Annotated in this window: 21 protein-coding genes; all 21 read right to left on the bottom strand. The window is 38.7% G+C overall.

Going from position 1 to position 23175, the window contains the following annotated elements:
• Positions 1–296: 296 nt before the first annotated feature.
• The 21 genes from MUB24_RS02000 to rbfA all read right to left on the bottom strand — a co-directional run bounded on the left by MUB24_RS02000 (position 297) and on the right by rbfA (position 23163).
• Positions 297–554, bottom strand: coding sequence for a DUF3243 domain-containing protein (locus MUB24_RS02000; protein WP_244700470.1), 258 nt, complete (start codon positions 552–554; stop codon positions 297–299).
• A gap of 79 nt (positions 555–633) precedes the next feature.
• Positions 634–1356, bottom strand: a complete 723-nt coding sequence (gene ymfI, locus MUB24_RS01995; protein WP_244700468.1) for an elongation factor P 5-aminopentanone reductase — start codon at positions 1354–1356, stop codon at positions 634–636.
• An 86-nt stretch (positions 1357–1442) separates the two neighbouring features.
• Positions 1443–2732, bottom strand: coding sequence for an EF-P 5-aminopentanol modification-associated protein YfmH (gene yfmH, locus MUB24_RS01990; protein WP_244700466.1), 1290 nt, complete (start codon positions 2730–2732; stop codon positions 1443–1445).
• A 1-nt stretch (position 2733) separates the two neighbouring features.
• Positions 2734–4008, bottom strand: coding sequence for an EF-P 5-aminopentanol modification-associated protein YfmF (gene yfmF, locus MUB24_RS01985; RefSeq protein WP_244700464.1), 1275 nt, complete (start codon positions 4006–4008; stop codon positions 2734–2736).
• 122 nt (positions 4009–4130) lie between these two features.
• Entirely contained in the window at positions 4131–6455 is a 2325-nt protein-coding gene (locus tag MUB24_RS01980) for an FtsK/SpoIIIE family DNA translocase (RefSeq protein WP_244700462.1), read from the bottom strand.
• Between the two features lie 214 nt (positions 6456–6669).
• Positions 6670–6903, bottom strand: coding sequence for a YlzJ-like family protein (locus MUB24_RS01975; protein ID WP_244700460.1), 234 nt, complete (start codon positions 6901–6903; stop codon positions 6670–6672).
• Complete coding sequence (locus MUB24_RS01970; RefSeq protein WP_244700458.1) at positions 6900–7655, bottom strand: ClpP family protease; 756 nt, start codon at positions 7653–7655, stop codon at positions 6900–6902. Before MUB24_RS01970 ends, MUB24_RS01975 begins: the two co-directional genes overlap by 4 nt.
• Positions 7656–7776: 121 nt before the next feature.
• The gene (locus tag MUB24_RS01965) at positions 7777–9447 is read right to left on the bottom strand and encodes a ribonuclease J (RefSeq protein ID WP_244700456.1); all 1671 of its coding nucleotides are present in this window, start codon (positions 9445–9447) and stop codon (positions 7777–7779) included.
• Between the two features lie 213 nt (positions 9448–9660).
• A complete protein-coding gene (gene dapA / locus MUB24_RS01960) occupies positions 9661–10536 on the bottom strand; it encodes a 4-hydroxy-tetrahydrodipicolinate synthase (protein ID WP_244700453.1) in 876 nt (291 codons plus the stop codon).
• Between the two features lie 18 nt (positions 10537–10554).
• Positions 10555–11790, bottom strand: a complete 1236-nt coding sequence (dapG, locus tag MUB24_RS01955) for an aspartate kinase (protein WP_244700450.1) — start codon at positions 11788–11790, stop codon at positions 10555–10557.
• 30 nt (positions 11791–11820) lie between these two features.
• The gene (gene asd, locus MUB24_RS01950; RefSeq protein ID WP_244700447.1) at positions 11821–12873 is read right to left on the bottom strand and encodes an aspartate-semialdehyde dehydrogenase; all 1053 of its coding nucleotides are present in this window, start codon (positions 12871–12873) and stop codon (positions 11821–11823) included.
• A 283-nt stretch (positions 12874–13156) separates the two neighbouring features.
• Entirely contained in the window at positions 13157–13756 is a 600-nt protein-coding gene (dpaB, locus tag MUB24_RS01945) for a dipicolinate synthase subunit B (RefSeq protein ID WP_244700445.1), read from the bottom strand.
• A gap of 1 nt (position 13757) precedes the next feature.
• Positions 13758–14657 carry a dipicolinic acid synthetase subunit A gene (dpaA, locus tag MUB24_RS01940; protein WP_244700555.1) on the bottom strand — a complete coding sequence of 300 codons (900 nt, stop codon included), beginning with the start codon at positions 14655–14657 and terminating at the stop codon, positions 13758–13760.
• A gap of 117 nt (positions 14658–14774) precedes the next feature.
• Positions 14775–15014, bottom strand: coding sequence for a YlmC/YmxH family sporulation protein (locus MUB24_RS01935; RefSeq protein WP_244700442.1), 240 nt, complete (start codon positions 15012–15014; stop codon positions 14775–14777).
• A gap of 329 nt (positions 15015–15343) precedes the next feature.
• Entirely contained in the window at positions 15344–16585 is a 1242-nt protein-coding gene (locus MUB24_RS01930; protein ID WP_244700439.1) for a M16 family metallopeptidase, read from the bottom strand.
• Positions 16586–16630: 45 nt separating this feature from the next.
• The gene (locus MUB24_RS01925; RefSeq protein WP_244700436.1) at positions 16631–17620 is read right to left on the bottom strand and encodes a polysaccharide deacetylase family protein; all 990 of its coding nucleotides are present in this window, start codon (positions 17618–17620) and stop codon (positions 16631–16633) included.
• A gap of 108 nt (positions 17621–17728) precedes the next feature.
• Positions 17729–19849 (bottom strand): polyribonucleotide nucleotidyltransferase, encoded by a 2121-nt coding sequence (gene pnp / locus MUB24_RS01920; protein WP_244700433.1) that lies wholly within the window; start codon positions 19847–19849, stop codon positions 17729–17731.
• Positions 19850–20219: 370 nt separating this feature from the next.
• A complete protein-coding gene (rpsO, locus tag MUB24_RS01915; RefSeq protein ID WP_244700430.1) occupies positions 20220–20489 on the bottom strand; it encodes a 30S ribosomal protein S15 in 270 nt (89 codons plus the stop codon).
• A 115-nt stretch (positions 20490–20604) separates the two neighbouring features.
• The gene (ribF, locus tag MUB24_RS01910; protein WP_244700427.1) at positions 20605–21561 is read right to left on the bottom strand and encodes a bifunctional riboflavin kinase/FAD synthetase; all 957 of its coding nucleotides are present in this window, start codon (positions 21559–21561) and stop codon (positions 20605–20607) included.
• A 26-nt stretch (positions 21562–21587) separates the two neighbouring features.
• The gene (gene truB / locus MUB24_RS01905) at positions 21588–22505 is read right to left on the bottom strand and encodes a tRNA pseudouridine(55) synthase TruB (RefSeq protein ID WP_244700424.1); all 918 of its coding nucleotides are present in this window, start codon (positions 22503–22505) and stop codon (positions 21588–21590) included.
• 316 nt (positions 22506–22821) lie between these two features.
• Complete coding sequence (gene rbfA, locus MUB24_RS01900) at positions 22822–23163, bottom strand: 30S ribosome-binding factor RbfA (protein ID WP_244700421.1); 342 nt, start codon at positions 23161–23163, stop codon at positions 22822–22824.
• Between the last annotated feature and the right edge of the window lie 12 nt (positions 23164–23175).

Here is a 23175-nt window from a genome sequence, read left to right as displayed (position 1 = left end):
TTACTGAATAAAAAAAGGACTGGTTCTAAAGAGTCGTTCCTTAGAACACAGTCCATTTCGGGCGCTTGCGCTTTTGCTACGCTACGGTTGACATCCAGCTCCAGCGCCCAGCGACTAGCAAATTTACGACTTCTTCCTACGATAAGGAAGCCAGGCTCATTCTTCGCCGTGTTTCCTTTATCTCAGGCCAACAGGATGTTGGTCAGAACAGCGTTGCGCCAGGACGGCGCGAATTTAGCTGTTCATCCTTATATTTAAATTTGTACGTCGCTAAACGGGCGCTTGCGCTTTTGCTTTTATTTTGTATTGTTATTTTCCACAAGCTTTACCATGACCCTTGCGATGGCTTGTTGTTCTTCTTCTGAAGCAACAGACCATAAATCCGATAATACTCGTTGTTGTTCATTTTTCGGATCTACATTATTTGCTAAATAATCTCCTACATGATGAGCCATCTTATCAATAATTTGTTGGGACATTCCCTGATCTTGTGCATCATCAAGTTGGTCACCCAAAAAGTTTTTCCAATGATCCCAATTATTAAGAACTGACATGTCATATCCTCCTTTTTTTGAAGCTTCGAAGTTATTATGTGCATGTCAAAAAAACATTATACTTTGGAAATACTTGTTTTCACGTATACCATCCACCATTTACGGCTAAAACTTGGCCTGTCATATAGGAAGATTTTTCCGATAATAAAAACGAAACAACATGTGCAATTTCGTTGGGATCAGCTAAATGTCCAACAGGAATGGTTGATTCCAGTTCAATTATTTCTTGTGGGTCCAATTGCTGCAACATGTTCGTTTTAACTGCCCCAGGAGCTACACAGTTCATTCTGAGGTTTGATCTTGCCGTTTCTTTGCTTAATGCTTTCACAAATGCGATTTGTGCCCCTTTAACCGTAGAGTATATGACTTCACAAGCTGCACCTGTTTGACCCCATATGGAGCTAATGAGGACAATGCGGGATGATGGGCGCTGCAACAAACGAGCTAATAAAGATTGAATCAGTATCATCGGACTTTTAACATGAAGCTGTAACATTTCGTCCATTGTCTTTTCTTCTAAATCAGTAAATAAGCCGTAAGGTGCCGTTCCTGACGAGTAAACGATCGCGTCAATCTGGAAAATATTGTCTACAAGCTGGTTTACTCCCTCTCTTGTAGTAAGATCCGCATAAATGGGAATATATTCAAGCTCATACTGACTGATCCTATCGATTAATTCCAATATATTTTGTTGGTTTTTATAGTAGTGTAAATACAAATTCCATCCTTGACTAGCTAATTCCTCTGCAATAGCAGTGCCAATTCCTCCACTAGCCCCAGTAATCAAAGCAAACTTCTTCATGGTAACCTCCTGATTCCAAATAAAATACCCGGCGCAACTCCAGTCCGGGTATAAGCAGTTAATCAATGAATACTCACTCATCTGTATTATGGCTTAGGTACAACCTGACAAACCGTCATACGGCTTTCATCAATCAGATGCTTCGCTGTTGTTAAAATATCTGTAAACGTTAATTCTTCCAAAACAGGAACAACATCAAATAAATTCATCTCATTAAATATATAGCGTGTGAATTGGTTGGCAATATATTCTTGAGAATTTAATGAGCGTAGAAATCCACCTATTCTCTTTTTCTTGGATCTTTCCAGAGCGTCTTCTGTCAAATATTCCCCTGTCTTTGCTTTGAGAAGAATATCATTTATTTTTTCGGCAAGCTCATCAGGTTTTTTTGTGTTTCCTCCAATGACGGCAAATCCATACCCTTGCTCTTGAGAATATTCATACTGAAAAGAATCATCAATGAGTTCATTGACATATAATTCCTCATACAACTCAGAGCTTCTGCCAAACAGCATATCCATTAAAAGGGAAACGGCTAATTCATGGCGCAACATTTCTCTACCTTTTTGTTCCACATTTAAAGCCTTTATTCCGACAAAACATTTCGGTGTTTGAACATTCATTTCTAACACTTGTTTTTTATTCGCGACCGTTTCAGGCTCGTCCTCAAAAAATCGCTCAATTTCTGAAGCAGCACGATATTGCTTTGCTGATTGGTCATCCCGAATGAATGGCATGATTTCATTTGGATCAAGTGGGCCTGTTACAAATAACATCATATTACTAGGATGATAAAAAGTCTCATAGCACTCATAAAGCAGATCGGCCGTAATATGGGAAATCGATTCAACCGTCCCTGCGATATCTATTTTAACTGGATGATGATGGTACATATTTTCAATCGTGCCAAAATAGGCTCTCCAATCAGGATTATCATCATACATCATGATCTCTTGACCAATAATTCCTTTTTCTTTTTCTACCGTTTTTTCTGTAAAATATGGTTTCTGAACCATATCGAGCAGTGTTTTTAAATTACGTAGCACATGGTCTGTACTGGAAAATAAATAGGCTGTCCGATTAAAAGTTGTAAAAGCATTTGCTGACGCCCCTTGTTTACTGAAGGTTTGAAAGGTGTCTCCATCCTCCTTCTCAAACATTTTATGTTCAAGAAAATGGGCAATACCATCAGGAACCCGTTTCAATTCCGTTTGATTAAGCGGCTTGAAATGATGGTCAATGGAACCATATTTTGTTGTAAACGTGACATAGGATTTATTAAACCCAGGTTTTGGAAGAATATAAACATCCAGCCCATTATCCAATTGTTCATGATATAATGTTTCATTAATTTGAGTAAATTCCAATTTCTCCATTTTACTCACCTTCCGTTCCAGCCAAGAAATAAATCGTATCCATTTCAATTTTCTTGGCTACATCAATAATTTGTTCTTTTGTGACCGTTTGAATCTTATCTAGCCAATCTACTAATGTTATATTTGAATCCCCAACATAATTATTATAAAGAACCTCAATATAACCTCGAGCTGAATCAAGACTCTCTAAAAGCTCATTTTTGATCACTGCCTTTGTTTGATTCATTTCCTGTTCCGTAAATTCACCGGATTTCATCAAATCTAACTGTTCCTTAATAATGGAAACAGCCTTCTCATAATTTTGGTTTTCAATTCCCGACATGATCATTAATAAACCTTTATGACTCTCGATTCTACTTGCAGCATAATAAGCCAAGCTCTCTTTTTCCCTTACATTAATAAAAAGTTTAGAATGGGCAAAACCACCAAAAATACCGTTAAACATTTGCAAGGCAAAATAATCTTCATCCCCCAAAAGGGTATTTGTCCGACAACCGATATTTAATTTTCCTTGATTTAACTCTTGATGTTCTTTTACTACCTGAATCTCCTGAATATCCTTTTTGGCAGGTCTATTTCTTTGCTTTAAGTTCCGATCAGAAAGGGATAGAGTGGAGAACAAATTTTCTACCTCGGCACGTTCAATATCCCCAATGATGTATAAGTCAATTTGATCGTCGTTAAAAGCTTGCTGATAGTATTCGTACAACCTCTCTCCAGTGATGGGATCAATTTCTTCCAGTTCTCCTGTTGGCTGGATGGCATAAGGTTCATCCTTACACATTTCCTCTACCAATCGGACTGTCGCATAACGCATTTTATCATCATAGATGGAATGGATTCGTTCTTTTAATCCCCTTTTTTCTTTCTTCATCGTTTTCTCATCAAATTGATCATTCGTGACATTGGGGTGGAGCAGGACTTCCGTTAAAAATTCAATCCCTTTATGTAAAAGAGGGGTTTTATCCTGTAAATATTTCTCATTTGCGATTTCCAGTGTAAAGCTTATGACGCTTTCTTCCCCTTTTTTACCTGTTTCCGCATAAAAAGATGCTCCATAAAGTTGATCTAAGTATCCTCGTAACGCTCCAGTTGTAGGATACTTTTTTGTACTACTTTGCATAACCAAAGGTAGTAATGCTCTTAAAGTTGCTGTTTCCTTCTGAAGAGGAGCTTTCATTTTCCAGACAATTGTATTGGTTTTAAATTTTTCTGTCTGCAACATATGTAGAGTAAAACCCTTCATTTTAATCCTATGCTCTTTTTCAAATTCCATTGGTAAACCTCCGTTTATAAAAGTTTCTCCGTACTTTACATAATACTTTTATAATAAAGTGCATGAAAACGATGCACTTTATTTTATGTTTCTTTTACAAGAAATATGCGGACATGCTTTGCTTATGAGGAATGTTCTTCGGCCCCTTTTGGAATTAACACAGAACGTGGTTTGCTCCCTTCATAAGGTCCCACAACTCCCCGCATTTCCATTTCGTCAATTAGACGAGCTGCCCTTGTGTAACCAATCCGAAAACGGCGCTGCAACATCGAAACAGATGCCGTTTGCATTTCGGCTATTAATTGAACGGCCTCATCATAAAGCTCATCTGCGACTTTTTCTGCGACTTCAGGCACATCCTCTGGTATCATTTCTTCCTGGTATTGAGCCTTTTGTTGTCCAATTACATACTCAACCACCTCTTCTACTTCCTGATCAGATAAAAAGGCTCCCTGAACTCTAATTGGTTTTGACGCGCCGACGGGTAAGAAAAGCATATCTCCCCTACCCAATAATTTTTCCGCCCCCCCTGAATCTAATATAGTACGGGAGTCCGTTGCAGATGAAACGGCAAAGGCAATTCTAGAAGGAATATTCGCTTTAATCACCCCTGTAATGACATCTACTGAAGGTCTCTGCGTTGCGATGATTAAATGGATTCCCGCCGCTCTTGCCATTTGAGCAAGTCTAGTGATTGAATCCTCCACATCATTTGAAGCGACCATCATTAAGTCTGCTAATTCATCTACAATGACAACAATATAAGGTAATAAAGGTTGTTTTTCCTCATCCTCTGCATTTGTTCTTAAAATATAATCATTATAACCCCCAATATTTCTTGTTCCTGTATGCGAAAATAGCTCATAACGTCTTTCCATTTCATTTACAACTTTCATTAAAGCTTGAGAGGCCTTTTTGGGATCCGTTACAACCGGAGCTAATAAATGAGGAATCCCATTATAGACATTTAATTCCACCATTTTTGGATCTATCATCATCATCTTGACCTCATGTGGTTTTGCCCTCATTAATATACTGGTAATAATGCCATTGATGCAAACACTTTTCCCGCTGCCTGTGGCACCTGCAACAAGCATATGGGGCATTTTATTTAATTCTGCTACCACTGCTTGACCTGTAATATCACGTCCCAAGCCAATTTGAAGTTTGGCATCCGGCTTATCATGTTCCTTCGATTCTAACACTTCACGAAGAGATACAATCGCAATTTCAGAATTTGGTACCTCTATCCCAATAGCCGATTTCCCCGGAATGGGTGCCTCCATTCGAATATCTTTTGCCGCTAAAGCAAGGGCGATATCATCACTAAGACTAACGATTCGGCTAACTTTCACACCTGCTTCAGGATGAACTTCATATTTTGTTACGGCTGGACCAAGATGAACTTGGGTGACTCTAGCTTTTACCCCAAAGCTTTGGAATGTCTTTTCAAGCTTAGACGCATTTTGATGAATTAATTGATATTCATTACTTTGGTCTGTGGCTTTTGGTCTTTTCAATAATTGAAGAGAAGGAAGTTGATAATCTTTATTTTCATGCTCAGTAAAGGCCATCGGAGGGACTGGTTCCTCTTCCGTTGTTTCATTTGGATGTTCTTTTCCCTGCTCTTCCTGTTGATCCATTTCCTGATACGCACGCTCCGTAAAGCTAGAGATAATTGGCTCTGGTGTTTCCTCCATATCTTCTATGGGATGGATGGGAATTTGGGTTTGATCCGACTCTACAACTGTTCCATTCCTTTTATTCGAGTTTTCCTGTTGTTTCTCCTGTTTCTTCTTTTTCTGGTCTTCCCGCCAATCTTTTACATCTGATTTGAAAATCTCCCATTGTTTTTTTATAAAGCTTACTAATTTCTTACCAATCTTCGCAATCATTTCACCAATCGACTTTCCAGTAATCAGAATGACACCAATGACCATAAGGAAAAAAGATAGAATTTTCGTTCCTAAAGATCCAAAAATAAAGTATGTCACCGATGTTAAGATGGCACCAACCATCCCGCCCCCGAATTCCTTTGTCGAGGTATTCCCTTTAATAATTTCAAAAAAATCTTGAAACGTATTCGCAATGATGCTGACCCCTTGAACTTTACCACTCTCTATTTTCAAGTCGAAAAACTTGATATGCGAGAGAAGTAAAAAACAGGCGACGATGATATAAATACCAAATAGGCGGTATCCAAGAAAAGTAGGTCTTTCTCTCTTGATAATCATATAACCACTTATGCCAATCAAACTTAATGAACCAATAATATGCCATTCTCCAAATAAAAAATAAAAGGGATAATTTAAAGGGAACAGTTTGTCACCAGTCACAATAATAATTAAACTTAATGCCAATAAGATAAAACCTGTCACTTCAAATTTAAGGATTTCTTGCATTTTTTTTGTAGACCGTTTTCTTCTTTTACGTTTATTTTTTGCCATATCATCACCTTGTCGAACATTGGTAGGAAAAGTAGGCCCGCAAAATGCGGGTCAGAACGGCGTTGCGATTGTCGTCGCGCCTTTAGCCGTTCATCCTTTATAAAGGCTCTTGCGCTTTTCGTATGTGTATATTATACCATATATGGATAAGTCTCCCTATGGAAACATTCCTTTACAATGCAAAAAAGGCTGTGAAGTAAAAACTCACAGCGCTTTAGGGATGATTATGATCGGATATGTCATAAAGTGAGATCAAGGCACCAGGATATAAATCATTTCTTAAGTAATCTTCCGGATTACTACTCATGATCCGTATGACTTTATACATTTTGTCATCTTGTTCAACGAGCAACGGAATTCCATTTCGAGTGATCATTTGTTGGCTTGTGAAATCTTGTTCAGCCCCTTGAAAAATAAGCTCAGGAGGAACAATCGTATGAATAATCATTGTATCAGGTCCCCATCAATTGTTTTATTCTGTTTAGCTGTAATGAGTTCACGTAATTTTTGAATCGCATCCCCAATTCCCCCAACCCCGTCAATTAAACCATTTTTCACCGCATCTTCTCCGATTATATTCGTCCCTATGTCTCTTGTTAGATTCCCTTTGGCAAACATTAAATCCTTAAAAACTTCTGCTGAAATCTTTGAATGCTTTGTCACAAATTTGATCACACGTTCTTGCATTTTATCCATATATTCAAAAGATTGCGGGACGCCAATCACCAGCCCTGTTAAACGAATTGGGTGAATCGTCATAGTCGCACTTTCTGCAATGTATGAATAATCACAGGAAACAGCAATAGGAACGCCAATCGAATGACCTCCGCCTAAGACAATCGAGACAGTTGGTTTCGAAATCGTGGAAATCATTTCCGAAATAGCCAAGCCTGCTTCCACATCTCCACCAACTGTATTTAAGACAACAAGTAAGCCCTCTATCTTCGGATTTTGTTCAATTGCGACCAATTGCGGGATGATATGTTCATACTTTGTTGTCTTATTTTGAGGGGGTAACTGCATATGCCCTTCAATTTGACCAATAATTGTTAAACAATGGATATTGCTATCTTGAGAAATTTCAGGAACTTTCGTTTGTCCAAGTTGCTGAATTTTCTCTACAATCCCTTCTCCTTTTTCATCATTTTGACGATTCGGTTCTTGTTCAGACTCTTCATTTGCTTTATAGGATTGACTCATAATATCCTCCTTGCTCAAACAGATAATATTTATAGTATGAACGGAGAAGGCAAATTCATACAAATTGTCTTTTGGCATCCTCGATGAAAAGAAGCTGCCCCGTTAAAGAGCAGCTTCTTTCCTATACTTCCATAATAATCGGAAGTATCATCGGTCTACGTTTCGTTTGATCATATAGAAAATGGTTTAATCGGTCTCGAATATCCTGTTTAAAGCTGGTCCAGTCGAAGGTATTTTCTGCAATCGCTTCTTCCGCAATCCCCCGCACAATTTTAGAGGCTTCTTCTAGCAATTTTTCAGATTCGCGTACATAAACAAACCCTCTAGAAATAATTTCCGGGCCAGAAGCAATTTTTTTATTTCTCTTGTTAATCGTGACAACGACGATAAATATGCCGTCTTGTGACAATAGTTTACGGTCTCGTAAAACAATATTCCCAACATCTCCGACACCAATCCCGTCAATCAATACATTTCCGGATTGAACACGTTTTCCAGCAGACATTTTCCCATTTTTATATTCAATCACGTCTCCATTTCCAGGAATAAAAATATGATCTTTTTGTATCCCAACCTCCTCAGCTAATTTAGCATGGGAGTATAACATTCTATATTCCCCCTGGATAGGAATAAAATATCTTGGCTTCATTAAATTTAACATTAGTTTCAGATCTTCTTGACTTCCGTGTCCTGATACATAACTTTTTCGGTTGGAAGATCCCACCGTTGCACCCGCACGGCTTAACATGTCAATCGTTTTAAACAAACTAGTTTCCAATGCCGGAGATGGGGTAGCTGTGATAAGAACCGTATCTCCCTTTTTCACGTTAATTTTTTTATGGTTTTGCTGCGCCATTTTTTGAAGTGCTTCAATGGGTTCTCCCATGACACCTGTAAATATAATGGCTACTTCATGGTCCTCATATTTTTCGATCTCTTGAATCGGGATAATATTTTCTGGATTTTTGACCGAAATATACCCCATTTTCAATGCGATTTCAAAGCTTTTCTCAATGCTTTTACCGACTACTGTTACTTTCCTGTTATTTTCAAAAGCAGCATCAAGGGCTTGTTGAATTCTAATAAAATTGGAAGCGAAACAGGCGACGATAATCCTTCCATGGGCAGCATGGAAAGCATCTGAAATTTCTCGCCCTGTAACAGATTCTGATATAGCAAAACCCGGCCGTTCAGCTTCTGTACTATCAGATAGTAGACATAAAACGCCGGACTCCCCGATATGAGCCATTTTCCCTATTTCCGAACGATATGATCCAGTCGCCGCTTGGTCAAATTTAAAATCTCCGGTATGGACAATTTTTCCTTCAGACGTATGCACACAAACTCCAAGGGAATCAGGAATACTGTGCGTCGTGTGAAAGAAAGTCACATGAACACCATCAAATTTTACACGAGAATTCGATTTGATCGTGTGAAAATAGCCTTCTGTTTTCATATTATGTTCTTTCATTTTTTCCTTCGCTAAAGCAATGGTCAATCTCGAGCCATAGACAGGAACCTTTAATTTCCGAAAAATATAAGGCAATGCCCCAATCGCATCTTCATGACCATGCGTTAAAAATATCGCCTTAATTCGTTCTTTCTGCTCCACAAGCCACGTAATATCGGGAATCACAATATCAATCCCCAACATTTCATTTTCAGGGAACATCAGGCCGGCATCAATTATAAAGATTTCGGAATCCACTTCGATGACGTACATATTTTTACCAATCTCACCCACACCCCCCAGCGGTATGACTTTGATGACTTCATTTTTTGTTTTTACCAAAACCTTTTCCTCCTACCAAGTATTTCCGATCTTCATCAGTAGCTTCATTATACTTGAATGTTTAAGACCTGTACAATTTTATTTACTTCTCCAATAGCAAAAGGGACGATCTCAACGAAGTTAGCCCATTTACCAGAATATATAGTTATCGACTATATATAGGAAAAGGCCAAATTCTTATGTTGAGAAAGTCCCTTTATGGTTTTTCATTAATTATCTAATCTGTTCTAACAAATCAGCCAATCTAACTCGTTCTTCACTCGTTAAAGGAACAAGTGGAAGGCGAACGGAACCTACATCAAATCCAAGCAATTGCAGGGCCGTTTTAACTGGAACGGGGCTGGGCGCTTCAAATAAACCTCGCATAACGGGCAAAAGCTCTCTATGAAGTTGTGCAGCCTGGGCAATTTCACCTTGTTCAAATAAATGAATCATTTTTTGCATTTCAGAACCAATCACATGACTTGCGACAGATACAACGCCGCTGCCGCCAATAGACATTACAGGTAGGGCTAAACTATCGTCCCCACTGTAAACAAGAAAGTCCTCATCTGTTTCGGCAATAATCCGAGCCATGGCATTAAGATCACCACTCGCTTCTTTTGCCGCTACTATGTTATCAACATGGGCTAATTCAATCATTGTCTCCGGCTCTATATTGACAACAGATCTGCCCGGAATATTATAGATCATGACAGGTAAAGTTGTAGATTGTGCAATCGTCGCAAAATGTTCATATAGCCCTTTTTGATTTGTCTTATTATAGTAAGGGGCCACTAGCATAATGGCATCTACACCGATTTCCTCTGCTTTCTTAGTCAGTTCTAAAGATGCGTAAGTATTATTACTGCCTGTTCCTGCAATAACAGGGACTCTTCCATCTACATTTTTTACGACATGTTCAAATAAGGCAAGTTTTTCCTCTGTCGTCAATGTCGGAGATTCGCCAGTAGTTCCAGCAATCACAAGAGAATCACTACCATGATCAAGTAAATGATGGATTAGCTTTGTAGTTTTTGGGAAATCAATATTCCCCTTACGATCAAAAGGCGTGACCATTGCTGTTGACACTCGGCCAAAATGAACCATAAAAAAACACCTCCATTCTTATCGTTCGTATTGAACCTCTTCTTTTTGAAGTTCAAACACATCATGTAAAGCATTTACAGCCTCCACTAAATCTTTCCCTTCTACTAGGACCCAAATGGTCGTATGACTATCCGCAGATTGAAGTATCCTTATTTCTTTATCAGACAAAGCTCCAACAATTTTTGCCGTTACTCCTGGTACTCCGGTAATCCCCGCCCCAACGACAGATACCTTTGCACAGTTACTCTCCACAGTTGGAATATAACCAATTTTCTCCAAAGCCGTTACAGCTTTTTGTAAAACAGTAGAGGGAACTGTATAGATTACATTATTAGGTGATATATTAATAAAATCTATACTAATCCCTTCATCTGCCATCGCCTTAAACACTTCTGATTGGAGACTATAATCTCCTTTATTCGCTTTTACCTTTATTTGAGAAACATTAGGAACATAGGCAATCCCGGTTACAAGTCTTTCTTTCACATCGAATTTTTCAGCTTGAGCATTTAAAGATGTGACAAGTGTTCCAGGTGAATCTGTATAAGTGGATCGAATTCGAATCGGTATTTTAGCATGCATAGCAATTTCAACAGCTCGCGGATGGATCACTTTAGCCCCTTCATAAGCCATATTGGATACTTCATTATAAGTGACCGCCGAAAGGGAACGGGCCTTCTTTACTAGTCTTGGGTCTGCTGTCATCATTCCATCAACATCTGTATAGATGTCAATCCATTCAGCGTTTAATGCAGCACCTAGAGCTGCAGCAGATGTATCACTGCCTCCCCTACCGATTGTCGTCACATCACCTTCCTTTGTTGCTCCTTGGAAACCAGCAACAACAACCACATCCATTAACTCTAGTTCTTTTAGGAGTCTCTTGCATTTCATCTCAATGATTTTTGCATTCGTATGATCATTCGTTGTGACAAAACCTGCTTGAGCTCCTGTTAGAGCCGTTGCTTTTATTCCTTTTTCCTTTAATTCATTCGTAAAAACAACACTGGAAATAATTTCACCACAAGACAGCACTAAATCCTGCTCTCTTTTATTCAAAGAGGTGTTCGTTCCGCCTATGAGTGATAATAATGTATCTGTTGCATATGGAGCCCCTTTTCTCCCCATGGCCGAAACGACTACGACCACTTTATAACCTTTTTTAATCGCATTATGAATATGCTGGTGAGCATATTGTCTTGTTTCATAATTTTGTACTGATGTTCCACCGAATTTTTGGATGATAATTTTCATGATGACACCCCACTATAATGAACAATCCCCTTAATTGGAAACTAGCCCTAATTTGATCAGACTTTCAGCAATTTGAATCGTATTTAAAGCGGCACCTTTCAATAGATTATCAGAAACAATCCACATGTGGAAGCCGGACTTTTCATCGAGATCTTGCCTGATTCTTCCCACGAACACATCATCTTTGCCTACAGCCATTGCCGGCATTGGATAAATTTGCTCCTCAGGTTGGTCTTGAAGAGTGATACCCGGTGCATCTATAAGAACTTTCCGTAGGTCTTCCACAGTTACATCCTCTTGATCCAATTCAACGTATACAGATTCGGAATGGCCTGTTTCAACAGGGAGACGCACACAAGTTGCTGCCACTTTTAGTTCAGGCATTCCCATAATTTTTTTCGTTTCATTGATCATTTTCATTTCTTCAAATGTAAACCCATTTTCTGTAAAAACATCGATTTGTGGAATCACATTAAAAGCAATTTGATAATGCTTATCTTCACTTCCAACAGGCAAAATGGAAGGTGTATATTCTTGATTATTTAAAATCGCATTCGCTTGATCTTTCAATTCTTGAATGGCTGCAGAACCGGCGCCTGAAACGGCTTGATAAGTGGAAACAATCACTTTCTTCAAACCAAATGCTTTTTGAATCGGTTCTAACGTTGCGACCATTTGAATCGTGGAACAATTAGGGTTGGCGATAATTCCTTTATGATCATGAAGTTTATCTTCATTCACCTCAGGAACAACAAGAGGCACTTCGGGATTCATACGGAAAGCACTTGTATTATCCACAACAATCGCTCCTCGCTTGACAGCATCCGGAGCAAATTTTTGTGACCAACTTCCACCTGCACTGAATAAGGCAATATCTACCCCTTCAAAGGAATCGGGTACAGCCTCTTGCACAGTAATAGACTCTCCTTTAAAATTCACTTTTGTACCGGCTGAACGGGCTGAAGACAGCAAGGTTAATTGAGATATAGGAAAATTTCTTTTCTCCAATGTTTTTATAATCTGCTTGCCCACTGCGCCGGTTGCACCCAATACAGCAAGATGATAGCCTTGTTTATTTAACATCTGAATTCCCCTTCCACTCCAACAAACCATTGTTTTTATTCACTAATATTAATATATTATCATATTTATAGCCGCTATCGATAATTTTTTGTTAAAAAGCTGTCGAATCTTTAGTCGAAAGTGTCTCTTTTTTGTATTCAGCGGGAAAACAATATGAAATATCAGGACTTGTACAGGATGTACTGACTCCGCGTTGGCCACAGGACGTTGGTCAGAACAGCGTTGCGCCAGGACGGCGCGAACTTAGCTGTTCATCCACTTGTCCTTACTTTTTAAAGATCCTTTATTCGTTTGTGAAGGAATATTCCCTAATAATGGGTTGCAACTGATTCCCCTCTAGAGCGGCCGCCACAGCTTCCGGAAGTAATTCCATCTTTGATACCATAGATGTTGGTTTTTTAATGGGATCATCCTGACCAAAAGGAATGAAATAAATATTTTTGGCAGAAATTAAACGCATCAAGTTCACTCCATTTAGACCTAAAGCATCATTTGTGGATATACCTAATACTACAGGTCGGCGATTTCTTAAAGTCGCTTTCGCGGCCATCAAGACTGGTGAATCAGTCAAGGCATTGGCAAATTTACTCATAGAATTTCCTGTCAAAGGAGAAATCACCATGCAATCCAATGGTTCTTTCGGCCCTAGTGGTTCTGCTGCGACCATCGAATCAATGACCTTTTTCCCTGTAATTTCTTCTACCTTTGCCACCCAATCGGCCCCATCGCCAAATTTTGTGTTTGTATTCTGAACAGTAAATGTGACCACGGGGACGACATCCGCACCCAAATCGACCAATTTTTCTATTTGGGGGACAACTTGATCATAAGTACAATGGGATCCGGTGATACCGAAACCAATTCTTTTATTTTGTAAATCCATCTCATGAATTCTCCTTTCTATTCTCAAAATCCTCTGATAATAGCTGTGAAAGAATATTGGCTAAAATTTGACCGGCTGTTTTCGGTGCCACAATACCGGGAAGACTAGGGGCAAGCAGCGCTTTCACACCACGTTTTTCAGCGTAACGAAAATCTGTTCCACCAGGTTTAGAGGCTAAATCAATAATTAATGTGTTCGTAGGCATGCCCGCGATAATTCCGGCTGTCAACACTAGATGAGGAATCGTATTAATGCAAATATCCAGGTCTTTTACTTCATCTTTTAAATTCTCTAAGTGAAAAGGCTTTAGTCCCATTTCCGTGATTCTTGCAAGATGAGCGAGACTCCTTGCCCCAACTTTGACGTTTGCTCCTAACAGAGAAAACGTTCTCGCTACACTCATCCCAACCCTCCCCAAACCTAATACAGCGACAGATGATTGATGGATGGTAATATCGGTATTTTGGATCGCCATCATCACGGTTCCTTCAACGGTTGGAATGGAATTATAAATGGCTACGTCATCTCGCTTAAATAGTTGAATAAGCTCTCTATCCGCTTTTTTAACTAGTTTGTCAAGATAGGGATTACTAATCCCGGAATATATTTTACAATGGGATGGTGTTTCCTGAAGGGTTTGTTCTGTTAAAATGATATTTTCATTAGAAAAGATGGTTTCCACTTCACCGTCTAAATTTGTGCCTTTAACAGGTAGAATAACGGCATCTATCTTGGAAAAATCAACATCCTTTAGTTTTTCTTTGACGGCACCGGAAATCACTTGCGCCAATTGTTCAAAACCAATTAAATATAATTTTGCGTCTAATTCCGCTAATCTTTTAACAATTTCTAGTTGTCTTGCATCACCACCCAATACAGCGATTTGCATATCTGTTAACATCAATGGTGTTCACCTTCTTTACGCATCATAAATACCACTGCATGATATTGTATGTATCTCCCTTGTTGCTGTGCCTGGATACCCTTTTTAAGCAATAAAAAAAAGAGGGAATCCCTCTTATTTCTCTTCCGGTACTTCCAGAATGATCATATCTGTTCCGATTGTTCGTATATAATGCCATGGTACTTTTATTTCATTCCCTCCCTTTTTTCCTATCCATTTACCTGTCGGGATAATTAAACAATTAATCTCCCCCGTTATTGCATTAATTTCTAGGTCTGTTTGTCCAAGAACTCCTAATCTTTTGGCCTTTTTATAATCAACGATTTCTTTCCCTCCAAGTTCACTAAGTCGCATGAGGCTTCTCTCCTTTTTACTTTACATAGGATGTTCAAAAAGTCCGGTAAAAATGACACTGCGAATTTCTTCGTTGGCTTGTTTCTCCGCTGCTCATGTATTTAAAAGCATACATTCCGCTGCTCAAAACTGCGCCGCCTCGAACTTCTTGGTCCTTTTTATCCTCCTTTTTGAACACGCACTTACAGTCCTTTATATCATATATAGTGAACTTTCATTTTTTTTAGAATCAAAAAATCCCTTATCCTATGACAAGGGAATGAATGGAGCCTTTTTTTATCCCCCACTGATTAACCTCTTCTGCATGTCTTCACCTAAGTGAACAAAGGCTAATGGCTCCATTTTGATGTTGATTGAGGATGGGGACTGATTAAAGCAGAGGTGAAATGATTGGTGAAAATGTCTCCTGCTAATTGATAAACCGATTCTGCCGTCACACGATCTATATCGCTGATAATATCGTCCAATGATCGATGTTTTTTCAGTAAGAGCTCATTTTTGCCAATCCGCCCCATTCGACTATTGGTACTTTCTAGACTAAGCATCAAATTTCCTTTTAATTGTTCCTTACTATTTTGTAATTCCTTTTGCGAAATGCCATTATTCTTAAAATCGGCTAATGTAGAAAAAATGGTATCATGAAGCTCGTCTAATTGATTGGCGGCTGTCCCTCCATAGATGACCAGAGTTCCTGTATCTTTATAAGAAGAATGATAAGAGAAAACAGAATAGGCAAGTCCTCGTTCTTCTCGCACTTCTTGAAATAATCGCGATGACATTCCGCCACCAAAAATGATGTTCATGACAATAAGATCATAGATTTTCTCATGACCGATTGGAAGTCCTTCAAATCCAATGCAAAGATGGGCTTGTTCGGTATTTTTTTGTTTCGCCACTTGTTCAGAATAAAAGGTAGGCTTTTCATTTGAATATCTGTTTTTTCCTCTTTCAAAAAAACCAAACAGTTTTTCAATTTGGCGAATAAACTCTTCATCAATATTTCCTGCGACTGAAATAACAATATTATCTGGCGTATACATATCATAGATGTACTGATTCAGCATATCACTTGTAAAAGTGCTGAGAGTTTCTTCAGTACCTAGTATAGGAAAGCCAAGTGGATGGTTGTGATAAGCTGCCTTACTTAAAATATCATGTACGATATCATCTGGGGTATCTTCGTACATTTTAATTTCTTCTAAAACGACATTTTTCTCCTTTTTTAATTCTTGATCATCAAAAGTAGAATGAAAAAACATATCCGCTAATACATCCAATGCATATGTTGCATGGTTGTCCAATACTTTTGCATAAATACATGTATATTCTTTTGCTGTAAAGGCGTTTACCTGTCCCCCAATGGAATCAAAGGACTCCGCTATTTCTTTGGCTGTTCTTGTTTTGGTCCCTTTAAAAAACATATGTTCTAAAAAATGAGAAATTCCATTATATTTTTCCTTTTCATCACGAGAACCGACACCAATCCAAATACCAATTGTGACAGATCGAACTGTGGGAATTGATTCAAGTACGACTCTCACTCCATTTTGACATGTATATTTTCTCATCATTTACAATTCCTCCTATTCTAGGTGCAAATACATTGATTTTAGGAATTAGTTCCCTTCCTGCTTTAAGTCTTGACTCCCATCCAATTTTATCATTCTTTCTTCATCCATTAATTTTGTCACTGTTCCAATCTTTAAATTTTTAGCCTGTAATTCTGTAATTAACGTATCCAATGATTTTGCTGTAGATTCTGTTGGATGCATAAGAATCATGGTCCCCGGACGGACATTCGACATTACTCGTTGAATGAGAGCTTGGGGCGAGGGTTTCCTCCAATCAATGGTGTCCACTGTCCACATAACAGTTTTTAAACCTTGTGATTGAGCGATTTTTACTGTTTCATCTCGATAGGCACCACTTGGTGGTCCGAACCATGTCGGTTTTATATTGGTCGTCGCCTCGATAATGTCATTGGTCTTTGATAACTCCTGTTTTATTTGGTTTGATCCAAGCTTGGCCATATTTGGATGGCTATAGGAATGGTTCCCAATTTCATGCCCGCTATCCGCAATCATTTTTGCCAATTCGGGATTTTCTTTTACCCAACGACCTTCCAAAAAAAAGGTTGCGTATGTTTTATGTTCTTTAAGGGTTGCAAGGATAGAAGGTATATACTCATTTCCCCATGCGACATTGATGAGAAAACTAACCATTGGTTTATCGGGATGTCCCCGGTATATAGGAGCCGGTGGTAAATCAGCTAAATGAATTTCTGGTTTGATTTGAATAAATACTAATTTTCGTTCATCAAACACTTTGTTTTTTTTCATTTTTTGATAAGAGGCTTCTTTATCCACCCGAATGCCATTATATCCTGGCATTGCTTTCCAAACACGGTCGATCTTAGCGTCTTGGGGATCGATTTGATAATCATCTGCTGCCTTTGCAATTTGTTCGTATAATTCATCTTCCCCTTTACTTGCAGGTACATCCCCATTTTTTAGTTGTTCTAAATACTGATTTGTATAAGGATTAAAAATGGCAGATAATGATAGGATAGCAATCAGTGTAAAGGCTATCAAGTTTTTTGCATTCAACCGACACGACCTCCTTCACCACAGCGTATGAAAAAGGAGGATAAGTTAGAACTGAAAAGTACAAGCGCTCATTGTCTGGAAACTAAAAAAACGGGGATCTCCCCGTTTTTATTCGTCCCTTTTCTGCTTCTCTTTTTGATCCTTTAGAACAGCTTTTCTTGATGCATTCACTCGTCCGTGATTATCAATTTCAATGACCTTAACCAGGATTTCGTCTCCAAGAGAGACAATATCCTCCACTTTATTGACTCTTTGCTCATCCAGTTGTGAAATATGGACAAGTCCATCCTTTCCAGGAAATAGTTCAACAAATGCACCGAATTTTTCAATCCGTTTTACTTTACCTAAATACATTTGGCCAACTTCCACTTCACGAACTAAGTCTTCAATGATATTCTTGGCTTTTGTGTTCATTGCTTGGTCAGCAGACGCAATGAACACTTTGCCGTCTTGCTCAATGTCAATCTTCACACCGGTTTCTTCGATGATTTTATTAATTTGTTTTCCACTAGGCCCAATGACATCCCTGATTTTATCAGGATTAATATGCATCGTTAAAATTTTTGGCGCATATTCTGATAAATGATCTTTTGATTGTGGAATGGTTGCAAGCATTGTATCTAAAATATGCATACGACCTTCTTTGGCTTGTTGTAACGCCTCTTCAAGGATCTCGCGGGAAAGCCCCGCAATTTTAATATCCATTTGCAGTGCCGTAACGCCTTTAGCCGTCCCTGCCACTTTAAAGTCCATATCTCCAAGATGGTCTTCCATTCCCTGAATATCCGTTAAAATAGTGTAGTGATCACCTGATTTCACTAACCCCATGGCAATCCCGGCGACTGGTGCTTTGATCGGCACACCAGCGTCCATCATCGCTAACGTGCTTGCGCAAATGCTTGCTTGGGAGGTTGATCCATTCGATTCTAATACCTCAGAAACAAGTCTGATGGTATATGGAAAATCAGTTTCGTTCGGTATGACAGGTTCCAATGCCCGCTCCCCTAATGCCCCATGCCCGATTTCACGTCTTCCAGGTGCACGAATAGGTCCGGTTTCTCCCACACTAAAATGCGGGAAATTATAATGATGCATAAACCGTTTTGATTCCTCAATACCTAATCCGTCTAAAATTTGGACTTCTCCTAATGAACCCAAGGTACAAACACTTAAAGCCTGGGTTTGTCCTCTTGTAAATAATCCTGAGCCATGCGTTCTTGGTAGAAGATTAATCTCCGAAGATAATGGGCGTATTTCATGTGGTTTTCTGCCATCAGGACGAACTTTTTCCACTGTAATTAATCGCCGGACTTCCTCTTTTACAAGATCATCTAACACTTGTTTCACTTGTTTAATGGTCTCGTCTTCCATATTCTCTTTTTCATTATAGTGCGCAATTACTTGATCTTTTACCTGCTGAATCGCCTCTTCACGCGCATGTTTTTCTTGAACTTGAATGGCTTTAATTAGTGATTCCTCGCACATCTCACGAACCTCTGCATCCAATTCAACATTTACTTCATATAGGTCGATTTCCCTTTTCGGTTTTCCAACTTTACTAGCGATTTCTTCTTGAAAAGAGATCAATTTTTTAATTTCTTCATGGCCAAACATAATCGCTTCTAGCATCGTTTCTTCAGGGACTTCTAATGCTCCAGCTTCCACCATATTAATCGCATTCTTCGTACCTGCTACACTTAGGTTGATATCGCTTTTTTCCATTTGTTCAGCAGTTGGGTTTATAATAAAATCTCCATCGATTCTACCTACAACTACTCCTGCAATAGGTCCTTCAAATGGGATATCCGATACACATAAAGCAAGGGATGAGCCAAACATTGCTGCCATTTCCGATGAACAATCTTGATCAACGCTCATAACTAAATTTATAATTTGTACCTCATTTCGAAAACCATCCGCAAAAAGGGGACGAATCGGACGGTCAATTAATCGACTTGCCAGTATCGCCTTCTCACTTGGTCTACCCTCACGTTTAGGGAATCCCCCAGGAATTTTTCCCACTGCATATAGTCTTTCTTCATAATTTACTGTTAAAGGAAAGAAATCAACGGCCTTTGCTTCCTTCGATGCAGTTACAGTGCTTAATACAGCCGTATCGCCATAGCGGATTAAAGCGGCTCCACTAGCTTGCTTAGCCAATTGTCCAATTTCGACCGTTAAAGTTCGGCCAGCCCAGTCCATACTAAATATTTCTTTCTTCTGATCCATGCAATATTTTCCTCTCTTTCAAATTACGGTTTAGTTACGTGTTCTTATTTTGGACAGTTGTAGAGAATAAGTGATTGTTATTTGTTGGTATCATGGGAGGTAGCTGAACCACTGAACATTAGACATAATTATGAAGACAGTACGATGGGATTGAGGATTATGTAAATTATGTAAATATTTTAGTGAAATAATTAGATGATAACAGCTTTTCTGAACGGAATTGTCTTTTACCCTTCATATTCATGTCAAATGTTCAGTTCTGCCATGCTCTGCATGACAGTCCTCTTTCTTTTCTCTTATTCAGCATACCCATGATCTCCTCATTACTTTCTAACAAAAAAGCGGGAATTATCCCGCTTTTTATCACTTATTATCTACGTAAGCCAAGTCTGTTAATCAGTTCACGATAGCGCTGCACATCTTTGTTACGAAGATAAGTTAAAAGATTGCGGCGGCGGCCGACCATTTTCATCAATCCGCGTCTTGAATGATGATCTTTTTTGTGTACGCGAAGATGATCGTTCAATTTGTTAATTTCTTCTGTTAATACAGCAATTTGAACTTCTGGAGAACCCGTATCAGTATCATGAATTTTAAAGTCACTGATGATTTCATTTTTTCGTTCTTGAGAAATCGCCATCGTTTTCACCTCCTAATTTTTACAAATCCCCTGTTACCGAGCAATCGTTGGTGAGTCGAATTGCCAAGCAAAGGTTCTTGATACTGTATTAGAATACAACTTTATAAGCAATAAATCAAGTTTCTTCGTTTAAAGAAGAAAAATATTCTCTTGTGTTCTCAATATCTTTTTGTATTTGCGCTTTTAACTGTTCAATGTCATTGAATTTTTTTTCGTCTCTAATTCTTTTATGCCATTCGACGGTTACGATTTCACCGTAAATGTCCTGATCAAAATCGAGCAAATAAATTTCTATCGATAATTGCTTTCCTTCTGGATTATGAAATGTAGGATTAAATCCTACACTGCATACCCCCTGCTTCCACATACCAGCTGCGAATACCTTTACAATATATATACCTATTTGTGGCAGCAAGTAGTCATGATCAGTCCTTATATTTGCAGTCGGAAAGCCAAGCGTCCTCCCACGTTTTTTTCCGTGAATAACGGGGCCCTTTGTTGTAAAATAACGGCCAAGTAATCGATTCGCTTTTTCCATCTCTCCATTTTGAATAAACTGGCGGATAGAGGTGGAACTAATTTTTTGATGATGTATTTCCAATTTAGGAATAATTGTCACATCAAAAAAACCTTGTGCATGGCTCGGCAAAGTCTGCATCGTGCCCTTCCCAAATTTACCATAAGTAAAATCGAATCCAGCTACCGCATGCTTTACATTTAATTGTATTAAATAGGACTTCACAAATTCCTCAGGCAATAGTTGCGAGAATTCCTTCGTAAAATGGACGACAAAAAGATAATCCACCTTTAACTTTGCCATTAATTTAATTTTATCTTCTAAAGGTGTAATATAATGGACATCTGTTTTCCCTTTACCGAGAACAACGGAAGGATGTGGATCAAAGGTCATAACAGCGCTTTGTTGCTTATGTTGGGCAGCAATTTCTTTTGCTTGGTTTATAACTTTCTGATGTCCAATATGGACACCATCAAAAAATCCTAAAGCCATAACAATGGATGGAAAATCATTATTTTTATATGAATGTGGATGGTTAAGCTTGATTACTTTCACGACTCTCTTTTCCCCTCTTTCTGCTTTCAGACTTTTACATTACGTATAACCTTAACTGGTTTAATAAAATCAGATTTATTGGGATGGATATCATAAATCGCATAGGCTTTATGATGATAAACTAATACAACAGGACCTTGCGGCCAATTTTCAGGTATGGGAAGTACAGCTCCATCGAGGATTCGCTTCAATAGTGGTTCATTTATTTCCTTCATTTGTAAATAAGATAATCCTTTTTCTAACGGAAATAGCATTTTTTCAATGGAGTGATCCTCTTTTATACATTGTTCTAGTTCTTTAAAAGTAACACATTCATTACGTGTAAAGGAGGCTGAAGCCGTTCTTGTTAAGGAAGACATATGGGCTGGATACCCTAATTTCTCTCCAATCATAACAGCCAGTGTTCGAATATATGTACCTTTACTGCAATGAACTCGAAAAGAGAAACGAGCTTCTCCCGCTTGCCATTCTATTTCTTCATGAAGTAAACGTAAATCGTAAATATGTATCTTCCTTTTTGGTCGTTCCACGTGAATACCTGCACGTGCATATTCATATAATTTTTTTCCGTTCACTTTAACGGCCGAATAAAGGGGTGGAATCTGTTCTATTTCACCTGTCAATTCATGAAATATCTGTTGTATTTGTGGAATAGTAATAGCGGATGCCTCTACCTTTTTTACTTCCAAGACTTCTCCATATGCATCCTCGGTCGTTGTAGATGTCCCGAGGGTTACTTCCCCCTCATAAACCTTACCTGCATCGGTTATATATTCAGCAATTTTTGTTGCTTTCCCTAAACAAATAGGGAGTACACCATCTACTCCAGGGTCCAGTGTACCAGTATGGCCCACCTTTTTCATTTTCAATAATTTTCTTATTTTAAAAACACAATCATGTGATGTCAACCCTTTTGGTTTCCATAACGGTAAAATTCCGTCCAATGTATCCCCTCCGCTTCAACAAAAATAGGCTGTCCCAAAAACGAATGAAGGCAGTTCTATTGCATACTACTAGAGCGCGTTCAAAAAGGAGGATAAAAAGGACCCGTCGGCTAAGGGCGCTGACGTCCTGTCAGCAACGCCGACACTAGCACGTCCTGTGCGTCGAAAGTTCGAGGCGGCGCAGCCTTTGAGCAGCGGAAAAGCAAGCCAACGAAGAAATTCGCTTATGTCTTTTTACCGGACTTTTTGAACAACCTCTACTAGCAATATTTCAGAAGAGCCTTACATTTTTGAGACAGCCAACAGAGTAAGCTGCTTATTCATTTTTTAAATCTTTTAAAATGGATTCAATTTTATTCCCATAACGTATAGAATTATCAAGTTCAAATGATATTTCAGGCGTTTTGCGCAGACGAATTCTATGGCCGACTTCCGATCTTATAAAACCTTTTGCCTTTGTAAGACCTTTAAGAGTATTTTCAATTTGATCTTTGTCTCCAAGAACGGAAATAAAAATCGTAGCTTGTTGCAAATCACCAGTAACTTGTACATCTGTCACTGTCACAAAGCCTACCCTAGGGTCTTTAAGTTTTCTACCAATAATATCACCGAGTTCCTTTTTCATTTGCTCCCCAACTCGATTGGCACGAACATTCATATTTCACACCTC

This window comes from Lederbergia sp. NSJ-179, assembly GCF_022867885.1.
In the GTDB taxonomy this organism is placed as follows: Bacteria; Bacillota; Bacilli; order Bacillales; family Bacillaceae_C; genus Lederbergia.
The sequence above is the reverse complement of the archived record's forward strand: the minus strand, read 5'-3'. Positions and strand labels throughout refer to the sequence as shown.

What these genes read in the sequence shown, in the direction of transcription:
- rpsO (WP_244700430.1), bottom strand. Translation starts at nt 20,489, where the DNA reads ATGGCGATTTCTCAAGAACGAAAAAATGAAATCATCAGTGACTTTAAA.
- dapG (WP_244700450.1), bottom strand. Translation starts at nt 11,790, where the DNA reads ATGAAAATTATCATCCAAAAATTCGGTGGAACATCAGTACAAAATTAT.
- dpaB (WP_244700445.1), bottom strand. Translation starts at nt 13,756, where the DNA reads ATGGATTTACAAAATAAAAGAATTGGTTTCGGTATCACCGGATCCCAT.
- ymfI (WP_244700468.1), bottom strand. Translation starts at nt 1,356, where the DNA reads ATGAAGAAGTTTGCTTTGATTACTGGGGCTAGTGGAGGAATTGGCACT.
- MUB24_RS01935 (WP_244700442.1), bottom strand. Translation starts at nt 15,014, where the DNA reads ATGCGACTTAGTGAACTTGGAGGGAAAGAAATCGTTGATTATAAAAAG.
- rbfA (WP_244700421.1), bottom strand. Translation starts at nt 23,163, where the DNA reads ATGAATGTTCGTGCCAATCGAGTTGGGGAGCAAATGAAAAAGGAACTC.
- yfmF (WP_244700464.1), bottom strand. Translation starts at nt 4,008, where the DNA reads ATGGAATTTGAAAAAGAGCATAGGATTAAAATGAAGGGTTTTACTCTA.
- MUB24_RS01975 (WP_244700460.1), bottom strand. Translation starts at nt 6,903, where the DNA reads ATGATTATTCATACGATTGTTCCTCCTGAGCTTATTTTTCAAGGGGCT.
- MUB24_RS01970 (WP_244700458.1), bottom strand. Translation starts at nt 7,655, where the DNA reads ATGAGTCAATCCTATAAAGCAAATGAAGAGTCTGAACAAGAACCGAAT.
- dpaA (WP_244700555.1), bottom strand. Translation starts at nt 14,657, where the DNA reads ATGTTAACAGATATGCAAATCGCTGTATTGGGTGGTGATGCAAGACAA.
- MUB24_RS01930 (WP_244700439.1), bottom strand. Translation starts at nt 16,585, where the DNA reads ATGATGAGAAAATATACATGTCAAAATGGAGTGAGAGTCGTACTTGAA.
- MUB24_RS02000 (WP_244700470.1), bottom strand. Translation starts at nt 554, where the DNA reads ATGTCAGTTCTTAATAATTGGGATCATTGGAAAAACTTTTTGGGTGAC.
- yfmH (WP_244700466.1), bottom strand. Translation starts at nt 2,732, where the DNA reads ATGGAGAAATTGGAATTTACTCAAATTAATGAAACATTATATCATGAA.
- pnp (WP_244700433.1), bottom strand. Translation starts at nt 19,849, where the DNA reads ATGGATCAGAAGAAAGAAATATTTAGTATGGACTGGGCTGGCCGAACT.
- MUB24_RS01980 (WP_244700462.1), bottom strand. Translation starts at nt 6,455, where the DNA reads ATGGCAAAAAATAAACGTAAAAGAAGAAAACGGTCTACAAAAAAAATG.
- dapA (WP_244700453.1), bottom strand. Translation starts at nt 10,536, where the DNA reads ATGGTTCATTTTGGCCGAGTGTCAACAGCAATGGTCACGCCTTTTGAT.
- asd (WP_244700447.1), bottom strand. Translation starts at nt 12,873, where the DNA reads ATGTTAAATAAACAAGGCTATCATCTTGCTGTATTGGGTGCAACCGGC.